This window comes from Pseudomonas flavescens (assembly GCF_013408425.1).
Lineage (GTDB): Bacteria > Pseudomonadota > Gammaproteobacteria > Pseudomonadales > Pseudomonadaceae > Aquipseudomonas > Aquipseudomonas fulva_A.
Genome location: NZ_JACBYV010000001.1, coordinates 5,766,514 through 5,785,146, shown reverse-complemented (window position 1 = coordinate 5,785,146; position 18,633 = coordinate 5,766,514). Strand labels below are relative to the sequence as shown.

Annotated in this window: 16 protein-coding genes; 9 read left to right on the top strand and 7 right to left on the bottom strand. The window is 62.1% G+C overall.

Going from position 1 to position 18,633, the window contains the following annotated elements; translation table 11 throughout:
* Positions 1–64: 64 nt before the first annotated feature.
* Entirely contained in the window at positions 65–775 is a 711-nt protein-coding gene (gene sfsA, locus FHR27_RS25790) for a DNA/RNA nuclease SfsA (RefSeq protein ID WP_042554835.1), read from the bottom strand.
* The gene (locus FHR27_RS25785) at positions 765–1,946 is read right to left on the bottom strand and encodes a pyridoxal phosphate-dependent aminotransferase (protein ID WP_179539922.1); all 1,182 of its coding nucleotides are present in this window, start codon (positions 1,944–1,946) and stop codon (positions 765–767) included. The genes sfsA and FHR27_RS25785 overlap by 11 nt, the downstream gene beginning before the upstream one ends.
* 320 nt (positions 1,947–2,266) lie before the next feature.
* Here FHR27_RS25785 and dksA point away from each other — a divergent pair, with 320 nt between their 5' ends.
* The 3 genes from dksA to FHR27_RS25770 all read left to right on the top strand — a co-directional run bounded on the left by dksA (position 2,267) and on the right by FHR27_RS25770 (position 4,245).
* Entirely contained in the window at positions 2,267–2,710 is a 444-nt protein-coding gene (gene dksA, locus FHR27_RS25780; protein WP_042554833.1) for an RNA polymerase-binding protein DksA, read from the top strand.
* Between the two features lie 62 nt (positions 2,711–2,772).
* The gene (gluQRS, locus tag FHR27_RS25775; RefSeq protein WP_179539921.1) at positions 2,773–3,660 is read left to right on the top strand and encodes a tRNA glutamyl-Q(34) synthetase GluQRS; all 888 of its coding nucleotides are present in this window, start codon (positions 2,773–2,775) and stop codon (positions 3,658–3,660) included.
* A 51-nt stretch (positions 3,661–3,711) separates the two neighbouring features.
* Positions 3,712–4,245 carry a hypothetical protein gene (locus tag FHR27_RS25770; RefSeq protein ID WP_042554831.1) on the top strand — a complete coding sequence of 178 codons (534 nt, stop codon included), beginning with the start codon at positions 3,712–3,714 and terminating at the stop codon, positions 4,243–4,245.
* Between the two features lie 67 nt (positions 4,246–4,312).
* On the opposite strand, the gene FHR27_RS25765 is transcribed toward FHR27_RS25770, so the two are convergent.
* Positions 4,313–5,203 carry a lipase family alpha/beta hydrolase gene (locus FHR27_RS25765; protein WP_042554830.1) on the bottom strand — a complete coding sequence of 297 codons (891 nt, stop codon included), beginning with the start codon at positions 5,201–5,203 and terminating at the stop codon, positions 4,313–4,315.
* Positions 5,204–5,375: 172 nt separating this feature from the next.
* Here FHR27_RS25765 and FHR27_RS27070 point away from each other — a divergent pair, with 172 nt between their 5' ends.
* Together FHR27_RS27070 and osmE are read left to right on the top strand one after the other, a co-directional pair.
* Positions 5,376–5,510 carry a hypothetical protein gene (locus tag FHR27_RS27070; RefSeq protein WP_257026990.1) on the top strand — a complete coding sequence of 45 codons (135 nt, stop codon included), beginning with the start codon at positions 5,376–5,378 and terminating at the stop codon, positions 5,508–5,510.
* Positions 5,511–5,656: 146 nt separating this feature from the next.
* A complete protein-coding gene (osmE, locus tag FHR27_RS25760) occupies positions 5,657–6,010 on the top strand; it encodes an osmotically-inducible lipoprotein OsmE (RefSeq protein ID WP_042554829.1) in 354 nt (117 codons plus the stop codon).
* Positions 6,011–6,150: 140 nt separating this feature from the next.
* Here osmE and cysN read toward each other — a convergent pair whose 3' ends face one another.
* Entirely contained in the window at positions 6,151–8,046 is a 1,896-nt protein-coding gene (gene cysN / locus FHR27_RS25755; protein WP_179539920.1) for a sulfate adenylyltransferase subunit CysN, read from the bottom strand.
* Between the two features lies 1 nt (position 8,047).
* A complete protein-coding gene (gene cysD / locus FHR27_RS25750) occupies positions 8,048–8,965 on the bottom strand; it encodes a sulfate adenylyltransferase subunit CysD (RefSeq protein ID WP_179539919.1) in 918 nt (305 codons plus the stop codon).
* 380 nt (positions 8,966–9,345) lie between these two features.
* Here cysD and FHR27_RS25745 point away from each other — a divergent pair, with 380 nt between their 5' ends.
* A complete protein-coding gene (locus FHR27_RS25745; protein ID WP_179539918.1) occupies positions 9,346–12,180 on the top strand; it encodes an autotransporter family protein in 2,835 nt (944 codons plus the stop codon).
* A 54-nt stretch (positions 12,181–12,234) separates the two neighbouring features.
* Here FHR27_RS25745 and FHR27_RS25740 read toward each other — a convergent pair whose 3' ends face one another.
* Positions 12,235–12,993, bottom strand: a complete 759-nt coding sequence (locus tag FHR27_RS25740) for a Nif3-like dinuclear metal center hexameric protein (RefSeq protein WP_042554826.1) — start codon at positions 12,991–12,993, stop codon at positions 12,235–12,237.
* A gap of 108 nt (positions 12,994–13,101) precedes the next feature.
* Between FHR27_RS25740 and algW the strand changes: the two genes are divergently transcribed.
* From algW to FHR27_RS25725, 3 genes are all read left to right on the top strand, one after another.
* Positions 13,102–14,250, top strand: coding sequence for a Do family serine endopeptidase AlgW (algW, locus tag FHR27_RS25735; protein ID WP_042554825.1), 1,149 nt, complete (start codon positions 13,102–13,104; stop codon positions 14,248–14,250).
* A gap of 257 nt (positions 14,251–14,507) precedes the next feature.
* Positions 14,508–16,586 carry a TonB-dependent siderophore receptor gene (locus FHR27_RS25730; RefSeq protein ID WP_179540165.1) on the top strand — a complete coding sequence of 693 codons (2,079 nt, stop codon included), beginning with the start codon at positions 14,508–14,510 and terminating at the stop codon, positions 16,584–16,586.
* Positions 16,587–16,601: 15 nt separating this feature from the next.
* Positions 16,602–17,327 carry a DUF4198 domain-containing protein gene (locus tag FHR27_RS25725; protein WP_042554824.1) on the top strand — a complete coding sequence of 242 codons (726 nt, stop codon included), beginning with the start codon at positions 16,602–16,604 and terminating at the stop codon, positions 17,325–17,327.
* Between the two features lie 221 nt (positions 17,328–17,548).
* Here the strand turns inward: FHR27_RS25725 and hisC are convergent, their stop codons facing one another.
* Positions 17,549–18,601, bottom strand: coding sequence for a histidinol-phosphate transaminase (hisC, locus tag FHR27_RS25720; protein WP_042554823.1), 1,053 nt, complete (start codon positions 18,599–18,601; stop codon positions 17,549–17,551).
* Between the last annotated feature and the right edge of the window lie 32 nt (positions 18,602–18,633).

Genomic DNA, 18,633 nt, shown 5'->3' with positions numbered 1-18,633 from the left:
CTCGAGGCCCGGCCACGGAGGCATGTTGACGCGAACGCAGCGTCGTCGCCTGGAGGGAGCACTCTCACGCCAGCACTACATCCAGGCGCCGTACCACCTCGATGCCCTGCGGCGAGATATCCACACCGTAGGCCAGCACCTCGACACCGGCTTGCACCGCCTCGGTCAGGGCCGCCGCGTAGGCCGGGTCGATTTCCCCGGCAGGTCGCACCGCCTCGATACCCGACAGGTTCACGCCATACAGTTGCACCGCGCGCACGCCACTGCGCGCCAGGGCGGCCAGCTCACGCAGGTGCTTGGTGCCGCGCTCGGTACGCGCATCCGGGAAGGCCGCCACGGCACTGTCGGCGAAGCCCAGGGTCACGCTCTTCACCTCGACGAAAGCCACACCGCTGGCGTATTCGAGGCAGAAGTCCACCCGACTGCGCTCCACGCCATAAGGCACCTCACGGCGCAGCGCGGTGAAGCCCGCCAGCTCGGAAATAACCCCGGCGCGCAGCGCCTCCTCGACCAGCCCATTGGCACGCCCGGTGTTGATACAGGCCAGCCGACCATGGGGCGTTTCACCGATCTCCCAGGTGCCCGGTAGCTTGCGCTTGGGGTCACTGGAGCGGCTGAACCAGACCCGGCAGCCCTCGCTCATGCAGTTGAGCATCGAGCCGGTGTTCGGACAGTGGATGGTCAGCAGTTCGCCGCTGGCGGTTTCGATGTCGGCGAGAAAACGCTTGTAGCGACGCAGCAGGCGACCTTCTTCGAGCGGCGGATCAAATCGCATTGGCGCTCCACGTCTTCAGGCCGCGGGCAATGCGTTCGACCGCTTGCTCCAGGCGCGGCAGGCTCTGCGTGTAGGCGAAGCGCACGTGATGCCCTGCCTGATGACGACCGAAGTCCAGGCCCGGGGTGAACGCGACATGCTCGGTTTCCAGAAAGTGTTGGCAGAACCCATAGGCATCGCCACCGAAGGCGCTGATATCGGCATACAGATAAAAGGCGCCCTGCGGCTCCACGGAGATGCCGAAGCCCAGGTCGCGCAGCGCTGGCAGCAGGAAGTCACGGCGCTCGGCAAAGGCGGCACGGCGCTCTTCGAGAATCGCCAGGGTCTGCGGCTCGAAACAGGCCAGCGCGGCATGCTGGGCCATGCTCGGCGCGCTGATGTAGAGGTTCTGCGCCAGTTTTTCCAGATCCCCCACTGCTTCTTCGGGCGCCACCAGCCAGCCCAGTCGCCAGCCGGTCATGCCGAAATACTTGGAGAAGCTGTTGAGCACGAAGGCGTCGTCATCCACCTCCAGTACGCTGCTGGCATCCACGCCATAGGTCAGGCCGTGATAGATCTCGTCCACCACCATGTGACCACCACGGGCCTTGAGCGCCTGGGAAAGCGACGCCAGCTCTGCAGCGCTCAGCAAGGTGCCGGTGGGGTTGGCAGGCGAGGCGAGCAAGGCGCCGACACTGTCGGCGTTCCAGCAATCGGCAACCGCCCGAGCGGTCAGCTGATAGCGCTCCTGGGGCCCGACCGGTACCAACTGCGCAGCGCCTTCCACCAGACGCAAAAAATGCCGATTGCAGGGATAGCCCGGGTCGGCCAACAGCCAATGCTTGCCGGGATCGACCAGCAGGCTGGCCGCCAGTAACAGCGCACCGGAGCCGCCCGGGGTGATGAGGATGCGCTGTGGGTCTATGCTCAGCCGGTAGCGTTGCGCATAGAAAGCGGCGATTGCCTCACGCAGGGCGGGCAAGCCGCGAGCGGCGGTATAGCGGGTATGGCCTGCCGCCAGTGCAGCCTGCCCGGCCGCGACGATGGGCGCGGCGGTGGTGAAGTCCGGCTCGCCGATTTCCAGATGAATGACATCATGGCCCTCGGCCTGCAATTGATTGGCCCGCGCCAGCAGTGCCATTACGTGGAACGGTTCGATCGCGCGACTGCGGGCGCTGTAGAGCTGGGCCATGGGGAAATGCCTTGGGAAACCTATTAAAGGTGGAATTCTATCAGGGCCGCCCGGTCATACCGTGCCAACGCACCACTGAAACACGTGTTTACATTGCGATTGCAGCCATCCGTTCGGCAGATAGACAAAGCCCGTAGCGCCCTGGCAAAGCCGCTGGCAACGCTCTATCGGACCAAGACGCATAACCACGACATCCGGGAGTGGCGCGGCTTGAGTCGATCTGGTAAGTTCGCCGGCTTGCAGTCGCAGGGCCGTTATTGTAAACGGCAACGGACACATTCCCTGCGCGGTGGATTAGAGAGAGTGAGAGGCGGTCATCCATGCCCATCAAAGCAAAAGCAACAAACGGCCAATTGATTCGTGGCTTCGAACCCTACAAGGAAACCAAGGGCGAGGAGTACATGAGCGAGGCGATGCGCGCCCACTTCACCGGCATCCTGAACAAATGGAAGCTGGAGCTGATGCAGGAAGTCGATCGTACCGTGCACCACATGCAGGACGAAGCAGCCAACTTCCCGGATCCGGCAGACCGTGCCAGCCAGGAAGAAGAGTTCAGCCTGGAACTGCGTGCCCGCGACCGTGAGCGCAAGCTGATCAAGAAGATCGACGAAACGCTGCAACTGATCGAGGACGAAGATTACGGCTGGTGCGATTCCTGTGGCGTCGAGATCGGCATCCGCCGTCTGGAAGCCCGCCCAACCGCCACCCTTTGCATCGATTGCAAGACCCTGGCGGAAATCAAGGAAAAACAGGTCGGCTCCTGAGTCGATCGAACAACGGGGCGCTCAGGCGCCCCGTTTCGTTTCGCCCTGCCAAACACCCCGCCATGCAAAACACCCCCTATATCGGTCGCTTCGCCCCTACGCCCAGTGGCTATCTGCACTTCGGCTCGCTGGTCGCTGCCCTCGCCTCCTACCTCGATGCCCGCTCCGTCGGCGGCCGCTGGCTGCTGCGCATGGAAGACCTCGACCCGCCCCGGGAAGTCCCCGGCGCACAGAGCGCGATTCTGCAGACCCTCGAACGCTACGGCTTGCACTGGGACGGCGAACTGGTTCGCCAGAGCGAGCGCCATGCCGAGTACGAAGCGCTGCTGCAGCGCCTGTTCGATCAGGGCCTGGCCTACGCTTGCACCTGCTCACGCAAGAAACTGGAAGGCAGCGGCGGCGTCTATCCGGGCTACTGCGGCAATGCCGGCCATGGCCGCCATGACGCCGCTATCCGCCTGCGCGTGCCACAGCTGGTCTATCGCTTCATCGACCGGGTACAGGGCGAATACAGCCAGCACCTGGGCCAGGAGGTTGGCGACTTCGTCATCTGTCGTCGTGATGGCTTGTACGCCTACCAGCTCGCCGTGGTGCTGGACGATGCCTGGCAAGGCGTCAACAACGTGGTACGCGGTGCCGACCTGCTCGACTCGACGCCAAGGCAACTCTATCTGCAGGAATTGCTCGGGCTCTCTCAGCCGCGCTACCTGCACGTACCGCTGATCATCCAGCCCGATGGCCACAAGCTCGGCAAATCCTATCGCTCACCGCCCCTGCCTGAAGATCAGGCCACCCCGTTGCTGATTCGCGCCCTGCGCGCGCTGGGCCAGCAGGCGCCGAGCGAGCTCGCGGACGCCAGCGCCGACGAGCTGTTGCTGTGGAGCGCACGCCACTGGGATGCAACCCGCATCCCGCGGACACGTAACCTGGCGGAAAGTCAGTTGCGCTGATCGCCGGTAAAGGGCAGCCTTGCGCCCACAACCCAGGATCAGGAATCTGCCATGCGCGCCCAGCTCGAAGAACTCATCGGCAAAATCAGCTCGGGCTGCCTGCCGCAGGACGAAATCACCCGTATCGCGGACGAGGCTGCCCAGGCCTACGCTGACCCACAGGCATTTCTGGCGGCCAACCCGGACATCAACTACGACGACAGCTTTCCCATCCCGCTGGGTGAATGGATGGTGGTGGGCAACCTGCCCGACACCGTGCTGTTCCAGGCCGACAGCTACGATGAGCTGTTTCGCCAGATCACCGAATCGTTCGGCCCGGAAGTGAGCTTCGTCCTCACCGCCAAGCAATTGCACAAGGTCGAGCCACTGAAGGCCCTGAACCGCATTCAGGTGCAACTGAGCAGTCTGTCCAAGGAAACCCAGGGCTACGTGCTGGTCGACTTCAGCGAACCGCTGGACGATGAGTTGCAAGCCGTACTGGTGTACACCAGCGATCTGCCACGGGTGCTGGAGCTGGCGGTGGAAGTGGGCATCTACGCGGCACCGGCCCATGAGACCCTGAAGGCGGCGCAGGCCGAGCAGTAAGCCTGGGGCCAGGCCAGGTTCTCGCGTCACGGCCCTGAGAGATGCCTGGGCATCGGCGCCGGCAGAGCTACAGCCCGGCGTCGTGCAGCCTGCGCAGGTGCTCGATGTACAGGCTGACCGGGTTGACGCCCTCGCCGGCACGGCCGAAGTGCTGATTGACGATATCCAGATGATCCAGCGGGTAGTCGTCGCGAATCACCTTGCCCAGATGGGAGCTGACACGACCGACCATGCCGTCGCACTGCCCGGCCTCACGTACGAAGGTTCGCGCGAAACGGCGGCAGAACCAGTTCGACAGGTCGCGGCGGTTGCCACCCTGATCGGTAATCCCCGGCTGCAAGGTGCCGGACCAGGAGTAATAGCGCACGCCATTGACCTCCTCCGGCCCCTCTTCGCCCCAGACCGATGGCAGGCCCTGCGGATACTGGTGGTTGAAGATGCCGACCCCCTCGGTGGTCAGCGAACGATGGGCGGCGGTGGCATTGATCGGCATGCTCGCGCCGCGAGCACCGCTATCGAACAGTGTCACCAGCCGTGCCAGCACATGCACGCCCAGCTGCAGCAGCGTGCCGCGCAGGCTGCCCGGTGCAGCTTTGCGCTCGATGTGGTCGGCCAGCTCGGACCCCTGATGCGGGCCAGCCAGAGAAGTCACCGACGCCACCCATTCCGGCCGGTGCGCAGCGGCGTAGCGACACACCAGAGCACCATGGCTGTGGCCGATCAAATGCACCTTTTCCGCACCACTGCGGCGCCGCGCCTCGGCGATCTGCAGCAGTAACTGTTCGCCACGAAGCTCGGTGGCATGTACCGCCGACAAACGCGCCGGATAGACGTCCACACCCTGGTTGCGCAGGGCTGTGACGATGCCATACCAGTATTCGAAACCAAACAGGCTGACGAAACCCAGAAAGCCTGGAACCAGCACCAGTGGATACCGGGGAACTGCACGATGACCCATTTCAGTCTCCATGGAGGGGCGCCACCCGGCGAAAGACAGCATCGGGGGAACGCCAGGGAAAGCACATCATGATTGTCGATGGCCACTATCGAGACAGTCGACTTCATCCCTGACTGCCTCGCCCTTAGCATGGTTCCGTGAAACACCGTATGCAGAGAGAAAGAGGTACACCATGAAAGCCCTGACCATCGTCCTGACCCTGAGCCTTTTGAGCGCCAATGCGCTTGCCCTGCCAAGCCGCGGCCCGGCGCCCATTCTGGGCGAAGCCGTGGACAGCAGCCTGCAACAGCCGGCAACCGAGCGCTGAGCGCCGCAGCCCTGAATGAACGCCCGCTGTGGCCCGTGAATGCCATGCGGGCATGACCAAAGCGAACCCCGGGTGATTTAGGACGAACTTATCCACACCCGCCAGGCTCGAAAAAATGGTCAGGTTCATCACAAGGGAAATACACCATGTTCAAGCAAAGTCTGGGTGCCGCATGCGTTCTGGCCGTCCTTACCGGTTGTGCCGGCAAGCCGGAAAATCCGGTCGACCACATCACCTACCGCAACGAGCCGCTGGTCAAGCAGGTCGAGAAGGACATGAGCAAGTCGACCGTTCTGGAACTGGGCGGCCCACCCTCCTCGGAAATGACCCGCACGCTTCTTCCGGGCACCTGCAACAACTACGTGCTCAACCGTGACGGCAAAGAGCAGCCCTACTACGTTGCCTTCAACTCCGCCGATCGCGTCGACAGCAAAGGCTTCCTGACCTGCGAGCAGATGGAAACCAACGAGCGCGAACGCGCCCGCGGTAACGGCATCTGATCCAGCCGCCCGCAATGAAAAATGCCCGCCTCCAAGGAGAGCGGGCATTTTTTTAGCTTCAAGCATTAAGCAAAGCAAGGACGGTTAAACCGTACTTCATTTACTTGCGGCTTGAAGCTTGGCACTTGCAGCTGCCTTTGTCAGATAGCGCCACGGCTACGCAGGATGGCCAGCACCTGCTTGACGCCCTCGTCTACCGACAGACTCTGGGTGTCGAGCACCAGATCCGCGTTCAGTGGCACATCGTAGGGGAAGGAATCACCCGGGATGTTATCGCCGCCCGCCGCATACAGACCTTGCGGATCGCGCTCGGCACACACCTGCGGTGAAGCCTGCACGTAGACGGTGATCAAGCGCTCGGCACCGATCAACGCCTTGGCCTGCTCGCGCCCCTCGGCATCAGGCGCCACGAAAGCGGCCAGGGTAAGCAGACCGGCTTCGTTGAACTGACGCGCCACGTGGGCGGCACGACGCCAATTCTCGGTACGCCCGGCACGATCCTGCGGCAAACCCTTGTTCAGGTCGTGGCGCAGGTTCTGGCCGTCGAGCACGTACACCGCGCGGCCCATGTCGAACAGCTTGCGCTCTACCGCGTAGGCCAGCGTGCTCTTGCCCGCGCCAGACAGGCCGCTGAACAATACGGTGGCCGGTTGCTGGCCGAACCGCGATGCACGCTCCTCGGTGGAGACATGGCCGGATTCGCTGTGGTGGCCGGAACCGGAAACGCGCGCATCGCTGATGATCATCCCGGCACCGACGGTGCCATTGGTCAGCCGATCGATGATGATGAAGGCACCGGTGGTGCGGTTGTGGGCATAACCATCCAGGGCGATCGGCGCATCGAGGGCGATCTTCACCTTGCCGATTTCGTTGAGCTGCAGGCTGCTCGCAGCGCCCTCCTCCAGGGTGTTCACATCGACCCGGTGGGCAATGCTGGCGATGGAGCCCGGCACGTAGCTGGTGGCACGTTTGATGTCGTACTTCTTGCCCGGCAGCATCGGCTCTTCGGCCATCCACACCAGCATGGCATCGAAGCTGTCGACCACCTGGGGACGGTTGTCGGCATGCACCAGCATGTCGCCGCGCGATACGTCGATCTCGTCTTCCAGAGTCAGGGTGATCGCCTGGCCTGGACCGGCCTGCTCCAGCTCGCCTTCGTAGGTGACGATGGACTTGACCTTGCTGCCCTTGCCCGATGGCAGGGCGATGACTTCGTCACCCTTGCGCACGATGCCACTGGCCAGGGTGCCGGCGAAGCCGCGGAAGTTCAGGTTCGGGCGGTTGACGTACTGCACCGGGAAACGCAGATCATCGAAATTGCGGTCACCCGCCACTTCCACGGTCTCGAGAATTTCCATCAGCGACTGGCCGCTGTACCACGGCGAGCGCTCGGACTTGTTGACCACGTTGTCGCCCTTGAGCGCCGACATGGGCACGAAGAACAGCGACGTGGGCTTGAGGTTGATCTTGTCGGCGAAGGACAGGTAATCGGCCTTGATCTGCTCGAACACGCCTTCATCGAAGCCCTTCAGGTCCATCTTGTTGATGGCGACGACGATGTGCTTGATGCCCAGCAGCGAGGCGATGAAGCTATGGCGCTTGGTCTGGGTCTGCACGCCGTAACGGGCGTCGATCAGGATGATCGCCAGGTCGCAGTTGGAGGCGCCGGTTGCCATGTTGCGCGTGTACTGCTCATGGCCGGGGGTATCAGCGATGATGAACTTGCGCTTGGTGGTGCTGAAATAGCGGTACGCGACATCGATGGTGATGCCCTGCTCGCGCTCGGCCTGCAGGCCGTCGACCAGCAGCGCCAGGTCGATGTCTTCACCGGTGGTGCCGACTTTTTTCGAGTCTTTGGTGATGGCGTCCAGATGGTCTTCGTAGATCATCTTGGAGTCGTGCAGCAGGCGGCCGATCAGCGTGCTCTTGCCGTCGTCGACATTGCCGCAGGTCAGGAAACGCAACAGTTCCTTGCGCTCGTGCTGCGCCAGGTAGGCGTGGATGTCTTCGCTGATCAGTTCGGATTGGTGCGACATATCAAAAGTACCCCTGACGTTTTTTCTCTTCCATGGAACCGGCACCGTCGTGATCGATCACGCGGCCCTGGCGCTCGGAAGTTCGGGTCAGGAGCATTTCCTGGATGATGTCGGTGAGGCTGGTCGCCTCGGACTCCACGGCGCCGGTCAGCGGGTAGCAGCCAAGGGTACGGAAACGCACTTTGCGCTTCTCGATGCGCGCTTTCTCGTCATCGCTGAGGTGCTCGAGGATGCGCTCGTCGTCGATCATGATCAGCGTACCGCTCTTCTCGATGACATCGCGCTCGGCGGCGAAGTACAACGGCACGATCGGGATCTGCTCGAGGTAGATATATTGCCAGATATCCAGCTCGGTCCAGTTGGAGAGCGGGAACACGCGGATCGACTCGCCCTTCTTGACCTTGCCGTTATAGACGTTCCACAGCTCCGGGCGCTGGTTCTTAGGGTCCCAGCGGTGCTTGCTGTCGCGGAACGAATAGACACGTTCCTTGGCCCGGGACTTTTCCTCGTCACGGCGGGCACCGCCGAAAGCCGCATCGAAACCATGCTTGTCCAGCGCCTGCTTGAGGCCCTCGGTCTTCATGATATCGGTGTGCTTGGCACTGCCGTGGGTGAACGGATTGATGTTCTGAGCGATGCCGTCAGGGTTGACGTGAGTGATCAGATCCAGGCCCATTTCCTCGACCATCTTGTCGCGGAAACGGTACATCTCCTGGAATTTCCAGCGCGTATCCACGTGCATCACCGGGAAAGGCAGCTTCCCGGGGAAGAAGGCCTTGCGCGCGAGATGCAGCATCACGGCGGAATCCTTGCCGATGGAATAGAGCATCACCGGGTTGTCGAATTCGGCGGCCACTTCACGAATGATGTGGATGCTTTCCGCCTCGAGCTGTTTCAAGTGCGTCAGTTTGTCGAGCATGGCTACTCACGGGATCACGGTATTTTATTCAGGCCGGCGGGCCTTGGACGAGCGCGCACTCTAGCACAGCGCCTCATTCTATTCAGGGAGGCACTTAGATCGAAACGATCTAGCTTTATTCCACTGAAACAGGCTGCCCATCGCTGCCGGCAATACGAACAATCGTTCGAAACGTCAGGCTCGGGTCACACCCCGCCTGCCTCAAAATGAGAAGTGGATTCTTCCGGTTTTGCGAAGCGCAAAGCACTCCGCACGTCAAAGCCTTGACACTCACGTGGCTGCAAACCAACCTACGCCACAACGCAACCTCGCCTACCGGGGAGCGAGCTCCCAGCTCGCCGCGCCATTGGATTCCAGCTGCCGCGCTCAAGGAGAGCCACATGCAATCTAGCCCTTTGTCCTATTCCCTTCTCGCTATTGCCATCACCACCGCCAGCCTTTCGGTCCAGGCAGAAACCTACCAGATCGACGACGGCCCCAAGAGCTGGGGTAACGAGGTCATTGCAGACGGCCTGACCATCAGCGGTGAACTGACCACTCCAGCCAGTGCAATCACGCTGCAGCCAGGTACCCATGTGCAGGGCGACCTGACGCTCGATGCCACGATCATTGCCACTGGCGCCGAGAATGACCAGGCCCAATATGCGCGGCCGGTCACCCTGGGCCGAGGCCCGAATGATGACGTGACAATCGACGGTGCCCTGGTCAATAGAGGCAGCCTGATTACCGACGGTTTCGCTGCCGTCGGTATCAACGCCAGTCATGTACGAATCAGCGGCGGGATCAGCAACGAAGGGGTTATCAACATCCGCAATAGCCAGTTCCTCCACCCCTTGAGCCAAGGGCTGGACAACGCGATGCCCGCTGGGCTGGCCCTGTATGAAACGAGCCTGGGCAACAGCTTGAGCAACAGCGGTCGGATCGAGGTATCCAGCACGGACCTTGCCAGAGGCATCGCACTGAGCAATAGCGACTTGTCCGGCGCCAAGCTGGAAAACACTGCCAGCGGCGTGATCGAGACAACCGGTGATGAAGCCAACGCTATTTTGGTCAATTTTCAAAGCGAATTGGCTGAACTGACCAACGCTGGAACCCTCCGAGCGATAGGTATTACCGGCATCGGCGATACTTCCAATCTCAGTGAAGCGGGCGGCATCACCATTGGCAGCAGCATCGTCCACGGCACCTTGAACAACAGCGGCAGCGTTACCGTTAGCGGCTATGAAGCGACCGGTATCGACCTTCGCGCCTATGACGGTGATGACAACAAGGCGCGCATCGGTGGAGACCTGCTCAACAGCGGCACCATCGACGTGACCGCAGTGGCCGAGGATGGCGCAACTGCACGTGGCATCGAGATCTCTCACGGGCAGATTGGTGGCGCTCTCGATAACAGCGGTACGATTTCAGCGAAGGGCGCCGACTCTGTAGGTATCTATGTCGATGGTGGTCGCATCGGTGGCGATATCGTCAACAGCGGCACTGTCAGTGGCGAGCGTGTTGGCATCTATCTCAACTATCCCAGCAGTGCACAATTCAACATTCCTGTGATCCAGCAGAACGGTGGCCTGATCGAGGGCGGCCAGTATGCGATCTATTCGGAGGGTACAGCACCATCTCGTCTACGACTGGCGGGTGGAACGATCAAAGGAAACATCTCGGGCGTGTCGTACATAGATGTGACGGGTACAGCGGTCTTCGAGGGTACCCATATAGATGCACTCAGATTCGGCGGCGTGGATGTATATAACGCCGAGGATAGTCCTCTCGGCACGGCCGGCCACCTGACGCTGACTCAACCTCACGTCACCCTGGATGGCTATATGGAGATGAACAGGGGCACCGTGCTGCAGCTGAACCTCAGCGAAGCGACTGATCCCAACCGTGCCATTGTCACGGTGCGCGACGACGCCTACTTTGCTCCTACGAGCAGCATCGCTCTGCGCCCGACATCTGAAGCGTTTCGGGCTTCTGGCAAGGAGTACAAACTAATCGAAGCCGGAATACTCGAGTATGACGGCGCAGGTCCGCAGGTTGTCAGCAGCTCCCCCCTACTGACGATCAACGCATCCAGAGTCACGGACACCGAAGTTCTGGCAACAGTCAGCACCGTATCAGGCCAGCAAGCCGGTGAGCTCATCGAGCATGCTGGCAGCAGCCCGAATGCCAGCCGCGCTTTCCAGCCCTTCTATGCAAGTGTCATGGGGCAGCTGGATAACGACGATCCTGTATTCCAGGCATTCGCCAACGCCGACGACGCTCAGCTCGCGACACTGAGCGAGCAGCTCGCACCGCAAGCCGATGGTGCCCTCCAGGCCGCCACCCGCGCCACGCACAATCTGGTCTCGGGCGCCGTGGGCTCCCGTACCTCGGCACTGCGCGGCGAATCCTCGGGCTCCCCGCTCAGCCAGGGCGGATTCTGGGCCCAGGGTCATGACACGGACCTGCGTCAGGGTCGCCGTGACGGCATCGCCGGTTACGATGCCGATAGCCGCGGGCTCAGCCTCGGTGTGGATGGCAAGCTGAACGAGCAATGGACGCTGGGCGTCGCCTACAGCAACCTGGACACCAGCGTGACAGGCCGCAACGGCAACAAGTCCGACATCGACAGCCAGGTGCTGAGCCTCTACTCGGGCTTCGAGCATGGCCAGTTCTTCGTCGACTCCAGCATCAGCTACGGCTTCCACGACAACACCAGCAAGCGCAACATTGCCGGTACCCGTGCCAAAGGTGACTTCGACAGCAAGTCGCTCGGCCTCAACCTGGAAGCCGGGTACGGCCTGAGTGCCGGTCCGCTGACCCTGGAGCCTCGCGTGGCAGCACGCTACAGCCGACTGGACATCGACAGCTACCGTGAAAAAGGCTCGGCCGCGGCACTGGACGTCTCCAGCCAGCGCAACGAGGTGATCGAACTGGGCGCGGGTGCGCGTCTGGCCAGCCAGTTCTCCGTTGGCCAGGGCACGCTGGAACCGGAACTGAAGCTGATGGCCTATCACGACTTCGCAGCCGATCAGGTCAGCAGTACCTCGTCCTACCTGCTTGGCGGCTCGTCGTTCGTGAGCAACGGCGCCAAGCCGGCGCGTGACAGCTACGAAGCGACCCTGGGGCTCAACTACCGCGTCGGGGCGCTGAGCCTCGGTGCGGGCTATGAGCACGTCGGCCGTTCGGGCTTCGATGCCGACACCTTGCGTGCCAAGGTTCGTTACGACTTCTGAGTCTCACCCCCACTACGGTAACCGGGCGCCTAGTGCCCGGTTACCGTTCAGGGCTCAGATCGGATTCGGACAATCGATGAACAGGTGCTCGATGGCGAAGCGCCGGCTCAGGTAGTCACCCAACGCCTGAACGCCGTAACGCTCGGTCGCGTGATGCCCGGCAGCGATGAAGCTGACAGCGTTTTCCCGGGCGCTGTGATAGGTCTGCTCGGAGGCTTCTCCGGTCAGATAGAGGTCGACGCCCGCGGCGATGGCCTGATCGATGTAACCCTGCCCGCCCCCCGTACACCAGCCAATGCGGCTGACCATTCCCTCGCCCTCCACCAGCAATGGCTCTCGCCCCAGCACGTCATGCACGCGGCGGGCAAAGTCCCGGGCACTCATGGGCTGTGCCAGCGAACCGACCAGGCCGACGGTACGTGGGTTGTCCGGTTCCAGCGGGCCCTCGACGGTAATCTCCAACTGCCGGGCGAGCTGCACGTTGTTGCCCACCTCGGCATGTACATCCAGCGGCAGGTGATAGGCCAGCAGGCTGATGTCATTGGCCAGCAGTGTTTTCAGACGGCGCTGCTTCATCCCGGTGATGCAGGGGTTCTCGCCCTTCCAGAAGTAGCCGTGGTGCACCAGCAGCACGTCCGCACGGGCCTCGACGGCAGCTTCGATCAGCGCCAGGCTGGCGGTCACGCCGCTGACGATGCGCTGCACCTGTGGCCGCCCTTCGACCTGCAGGCCGTTGGGGCAATAATCGCTGATGCGTGAAGCGCCGAGATAGCGTTCGGCGTCTTCCACCAGGGTCGTCAGAGCAATGGCCATACAGTTTCCTCACGAGCTGTTGCGAACCGCTGCTTTCTTGGCGCGGTTCTCTATAATGGCGCACCTTAAGGGCCCGATCAGGGCCTCGCAACCCTCAGGATTGGATAGATGTTCAAGGCCCTGCGTTTCTTCGGCTGGCCACTACTGGTCGGCATTCTGGTGTCGTTGCTGATCATGCAGCAGTACCCGCAACTGGTGGGCCTGCCGATGCATGATGTGCAGTTCCGCCAGGCGCCCGCCTATGCACGCACCCAGGAGGGCCCAGCCTCCTACGCCAGTGCAGTGAACACCGCATCGCCAGCGGTGGCCAACCTGTACACCACCAAGTACGTGAGCAAACCGACCCACCCGCTGATCGAAGACCCGCAGTTTCGCAAGTTCTTCGGTGACAGCCTGCCTGGCCAGCGGCGCATGGAGTCCAGCCTTGGCTCCGCGGTGATCATGAGCCCCGAGGGTTATCTGCTGACCAACAACCACGTGACCGCCAACGCGGATCAGATCGTGGTAGCGCTCAAGGATGGCCGTGAAACCCTGGCCCGCGTGATTGGCAGCGACCCGGAAACCGACCTGGCGGTGTTGAAGATAGACCTCAAGGACCTGCCGGCGATGACTCTGGGGCGCTCCGATAATATCCGCATCGGTGATGTCACCCTGGCCATTGGCAACCCGTTCGGCGTTGGTCAGACCGTGACCATGGGCATCATCAGCGCCACGGGGCGCAATCAGCTGGGCCTCAATACCTACGAAGACTTCATTCAGACCGACGCGGCGATCAACCCCGGCAATTCGGGCGGTGCGCTGGTCGACGCCTATGGCAATCTGGTCGGCATCAATACGGCGATCTTCTCCAAGTCCGGCGGATCCCAGGGCATCGGCTTCGCCATCCCGGTGAAGCTGGCGATGGAAGTGATGCAGGCGATCATCGAGCATGGCCAGGTGATTCGCGGCTGGCTGGGCCTGGAGGTGCAGCCGCTGACCCCGGAGCTGGCCGAATCCTTCGGCCTCGAAGGCCGTCAGGGCATCATCGTCGCGGGCATCTACCGCAACGGCCCGGCGCAGAAGGCCGGTTTGCAGCCCAATGACCTGATTCTCAAGATCGATGGCGAACCCGCCGGCGATGCCCGCCGCTCGATGAACCAGGTCGCGCGCGCCAAACCGGGCGAGACGATTCGCATCGAAGTCATGCGTAACGGCAAGATGATGGAACTGAGCGCTGAAATCGGCGTGCGCCCTCCCGTCGCGACCAACAGCAACTAAACGTTGCAGCGATAGGTATCGCGTGACCGAGCGGCGGTCGGCCAGGAACGCTGAACGTGAAAGGCCGCTCGCCCAGCCCTCCCTGACCTGCCACATCTACCGCTTGGCTTCGGCCTGAAGACCGGTACAGCGCAACTCCCCGAATAAGACACAGCTAGCGATATCGCAACCTGTAGTTGCAACCTGACAGCATTAAAATGTAATGTTATTACGTTTTTAACCTGCCAAGGACCTGCATCTTGCGTCGCTCCCTCGCCCTGCTAACCAGCCTACCGTTCAGCCTGCTGAGCATCCCCACGTACGCCGAAAACGCCGACACGCTGCTATTGGATGAGAGCGTGATCAACGCCGAACATCGCCAGGAGTCCGCCGACGGCCCGGTACAGGGCTACCGCGCCACACGATCGGCAACGGCTACCCGCACCGACACCGACATCCGCGATACCCCACAGAGCATTCAGGTGGTACCGGCTCAGGTGCTCAAGGATCTCAATACCACGCGTATCGACCGCGCGCTGGACTTCGCCGGGGGCGTTTCGCGGCAGAACAACTTCGGCGGGCTGACCTTCCTCAACTACAGCGTACGGGGCTTCACCACAGGCGAGCTATACAAGAACGGCTTTGCGATCAACCGCGGCAGCTACAGCTCGCCGGACACCTCCAACATCGAACGAATCGAGGTTCTCAAGGGCCCCGCTGCCAGTCTCTATGGCCGCGGCGACCCTGGCGGCCTGGTCAACATCGTCACCAAACGTCCGCAAGAAGAAGCATTCACCACCCTCTCGCTGAGTGCCGGCAGCTGGGACCGCTACCGCAGCAGCCTGGACGTCAACACTCCGCTTACCGAAGACGGCAGCCTGCTTTCCCGGGTCAACATGGCCATCGAGGACAACGGCAGCTTCCGCGATCACGTCACCAGCGAGCGACGCATCATCAGCCCGTCACTGAGCTGGCAGATCTCCCCGGACACCCGGCTGATGCTGGATGCCGAGTTTTCGCGCACCGAATCCGTGTTCGACCGCGGCATCCCGGCCGTGAACGGTCAGTTGGGCTCGGTCAAACGCTCGACCTACGTCGGTGAGCCCAACGATGGCGAAATTCGCAATGACAACCAGACCCTGGATCTGGCCCTCGAGCACTACCTCAACGACACCTGGAAGCTGCGCCTGGCCAACCACTACACCCAGGGCACACTGCAGGGAAACAGCTCGGAACCTCAGGCACTGGTGGGCACCACTATCAGCCGCTTCTATCGCCAGCGTGACTTCGAGTGGAACGACAACATCACCCAGGCCGAACTGCATGGTGATTTCGAGTTCGCCGGCTGGCAGCACCAGACGCTGATTGGCCTGGAGTACGAGAACTACCGCAACAGTCAGAAGTATCCACAGAGCGCGACCCTGCTGAGCTACGGCCTGGATATCTACAACCCGGTGTACGGCCAGGCCAAGCCAGCGCTGACCCGTGCCAACGACTTCCACGAGCGCACCGAAAGCTACGCCCTGAACCTTCAGGATCAGATCGCCTTTACCGAGCGCCTGCGTGGTCTGGTCGGAGTACGCCTGGAGCATGTTGAACAGACCTCACTGAACCGTGCGACGCGCGTCAGCAACAGCCAGGAAAAGGACGTCGCTACACCGCGCCTCGGCCTGCTTTATCAACTGACTCCGCAGGTCGGCGTATTCGCCAATGCCTCGACCTCGTTCAAACCCAACAGCATTGGCACACAGGGCCAGGTCTACAAACCGGAAAAGGGCCTGGGCTACGAGACCGGGGTGAAACTCGACCTGCTCGACGGACGCCTCGGCGCGACCATCGCGCTGTTCCAGATCGACAAGGAAAACGTCATCACCACCGATGCTCTGGGCGAAAGCGTTGCCGCCGGCGAAGCACGCAGCCAGGGTCTCGACATGCAGTTCAGCGGCCAGTTGAGCGATGCCGTACGGGTCATCGGTGCCTACGCCTACATCGATGCGGAGGTAACCAAAGGCGACGCGGCCTTGCCGAAAGGTAGCGACCTGCTCGGCATCGCTCGCAACAGCGCCAGCCTGATGAGTGTGTACGAGTTCCAGAATGGAGCCCTGCGCGGCTCCGACATCGGCGCAGCCCTCAACTACGTCGGCGAGCGCTCCGGCCAGGCGGGTAGCAACTTCACCCTGCCCTCTTACAGCACGGTCGATCTGCTGGCCCACTACAAGGCCAGCGAAGAAGTCACCGTGGGCCTGAACCTCAACAACCTGCTGGACCGCAAATACTACGAGCGCTCGTTCAACAGCGCCTGGGTAGTTCCGGGCGAACCTCGCAATGTCAGCGTCAGCCTGACTCTCAACCTCTGATCGAAAGGACGCATCATGCGCATCTCAAGCAAAACCGCCGCTCTACTGGCACTTCTGGTCGTCGCCGGCCAAGCCGGCGCCCACGGCCTGTGGACGGAGCAACGTCGCGGCAATATCGAAGTGGTCTACGGCCACGGTGCCGAAGACGACGCGTTCAAGGCCGACAAGGTCAGCCGCGCCTGGGCCTTCAATGGCGCCGGCAAGAGCATTCCGGTGACCATCGAGCGCCTCGCCGACCACGCCCGCCTGAAGCCGCTGAGCGCACCAGCGTCGCTGGCCGTGGCGCTGGATAATGGTGCCTGGTCGAAGACCGCGGATGGCAAATGGATCAACCAGGGCCGCAGCCACGTCCCGAACGCCGTGGAAGCACTGCATACCTACAAATACAGCTTGGCCATCTATCAGGAAGGTGCCCGCCTGCCTGACCTCAAAGACCTGCGCATGGTGATCGTGCCGTTGGCCGACCCCATCGAAGTCGGTGTCGGCAAGCCACTGCCGGTCCGTGTGCTGGTCGACGGCAAGCCAGCTGCCGACATCAAGCTGATCGGCGACTATCGCAGTGCACCGGATCAGGTCAGCGCCACCACCAATGCCAAGGGCGAAGCGCATGTGGTGATTCGCAACGAAGGCCTGAACATCATCGCCGCCGAGGCCAGCCAGCCGGTGAAAGGTGACGCCGATATCGACAGCCGTGGCTACTTCACCTCGCTGACGTTCATCGGCCAGGGGCATCATCACTGATGGTCGACGCTCGAGCCGGTCAGCGGCATCGAGCCTGAGGTTCCATCGCCCGATTCGCGCCGTGGGCGACGCTCCTACGCAGCTGCAGGAGCCGCGACCTCGCGGCGAATGGCGATGGCAACACCGGTGGTGCGTACTGCCGTTCGAGACCAAGCCGGCGCCGACACTAAAACGAAAAAGCCAGGGCATCTGCCCTGGCTTTTTCATGCTGCCCGCAAACCTCAGAGCGCCGCCAGGGCCTCCAGCAGCGCCTGGTTCTGCTCCGGCGAACCGATGCTGATACGCAGGAACTGGGCGATGCGCGCCTGCTTGAAGTGGCGCACGATCACGCCCTGCTCACGCAGTGCAGCCGCGATACCGGCAGCATCACGTTGCGGATGACGGGCGAAGATGAAGTTGGCAGCCGAAGGCAGCACCTCGAACCCCAGTGCCTGCAAACCAGCGGTGACCTTTTCGCGGCTGTCGATCACCGCGGCACAAGTCTGCTCGAAGTAGGCGCGGTCCTCGAACGCAGCCGCAGCACCGGCGATGGCAATACGGTCCAGCGGGTAGGAGTTGAAGCTGTTCTTGATCCGTTCCAGCGCCTCGATCAGGTCCACGTGCCCGACCGCCAGGCCAACCCGCAGGCCCGCCAGGGAACGTGACTTGGACAGGGTCTGGGTGACCAGCAGGTTCGGGTACTTGTCGACCAGGCCGATGGCCGAGACGCCGCCGAAGTCGATATAGGCTTCATCCACCAGCACCACGGTATCCGGGTTGGCCTGCAGCAACCGCTCGATGGCTTCCAGGGCCAGCAGGCAGCCAGTGGGGGCGTTGGGGTTGGGGAAAATGATGCCGCCGTTGGGCCGCGCATAATCCTCGACGCGGATCTGGAACTGCTCGTCCAGCGCCAACGGTTCGGCCTGAATGCCATACAGGCCGCAGTAGACCGGGTAGAAGCTGTAGCTGATATCGGGGAACAGCAACGGTTTGCCGTGCTGGAACAGGCCGTGGAAGGCATGGGCCAGCACTTCGTCAGAACCGTTGCCGACGAATACCTGAGCGGCCTTTACGCCGTAGAACTGGGCGACTGCCTGCTTCAGGCGATCACCATTGGGGTCGGGGTACAGACGCAGGTCGTCGTTGAGCGCCTCGCCCATGGCGGCGATGGCCCTGGGCGACGGGCCGTAGGGGTTTTCATTGGTGTTGAGCTTGACCAGCTTGCTCAGCTTGGGCTGCTCACCCGGTACGTATGGCACCAGGTCTTTGACGAAGGGGCTCCAGAATTTGCTCATCTGCCCGCTCTCCTCGAATTCGGTTGGGTCGT

Bases quoted from the DNA above. Each gene is read 5' to 3' on its own strand.
- dksA (WP_042554833.1), top strand. From the start codon at position 2,267: ATGCCCATCAAAGCAAAAGCAACAAACGGCCAATTGATTCGTGGCTTC.
- cysD (WP_179539919.1), bottom strand. From the start codon at position 8,965: ATGCTCGACAAACTGACGCACTTGAAACAGCTCGAGGCGGAAAGCATC.
- FHR27_RS25740 (WP_042554826.1), bottom strand. From the start codon at position 12,993: ATGGCCATTGCTCTGACGACCCTGGTGGAAGACGCCGAACGCTATCTC.
- sfsA (WP_042554835.1), bottom strand. From the start codon at position 775: ATGCGATTTGATCCGCCGCTCGAAGAAGGTCGCCTGCTGCGTCGCTAC.
- FHR27_RS27070 (WP_257026990.1), top strand. From the start codon at position 5,376: ATGAAAGCCCTGACCATCGTCCTGACCCTGAGCCTTTTGAGCGCCAAT.
- FHR27_RS25745 (WP_179539918.1), top strand. From the start codon at position 9,346: ATGCAATCTAGCCCTTTGTCCTATTCCCTTCTCGCTATTGCCATCACC.
- hisC (WP_042554823.1), bottom strand. From the start codon at position 18,601: ATGAGCAAATTCTGGAGCCCCTTCGTCAAAGACCTGGTGCCATACGTA.
- cysN (WP_179539920.1), bottom strand. From the start codon at position 8,046: ATGTCGCACCAATCCGAACTGATCAGCGAAGACATCCACGCCTACCTG.
- FHR27_RS25765 (WP_042554830.1), bottom strand. From the start codon at position 5,203: ATGGGTCATCGTGCAGTTCCCCGGTATCCACTGGTGCTGGTTCCAGGC.
- FHR27_RS25770 (WP_042554831.1), top strand. From the start codon at position 3,712: ATGCGCGCCCAGCTCGAAGAACTCATCGGCAAAATCAGCTCGGGCTGC.
- FHR27_RS25785 (WP_179539922.1), bottom strand. From the start codon at position 1,946: ATGGCCCAGCTCTACAGCGCCCGCAGTCGCGCGATCGAACCGTTCCAC.
- FHR27_RS25725 (WP_042554824.1), top strand. From the start codon at position 16,602: ATGCGCATCTCAAGCAAAACCGCCGCTCTACTGGCACTTCTGGTCGTC.
- gluQRS (WP_179539921.1), top strand. From the start codon at position 2,773: ATGCAAAACACCCCCTATATCGGTCGCTTCGCCCCTACGCCCAGTGGC.
- osmE (WP_042554829.1), top strand. From the start codon at position 5,657: ATGTTCAAGCAAAGTCTGGGTGCCGCATGCGTTCTGGCCGTCCTTACC.
- algW (WP_042554825.1), top strand. From the start codon at position 13,102: ATGTTCAAGGCCCTGCGTTTCTTCGGCTGGCCACTACTGGTCGGCATT.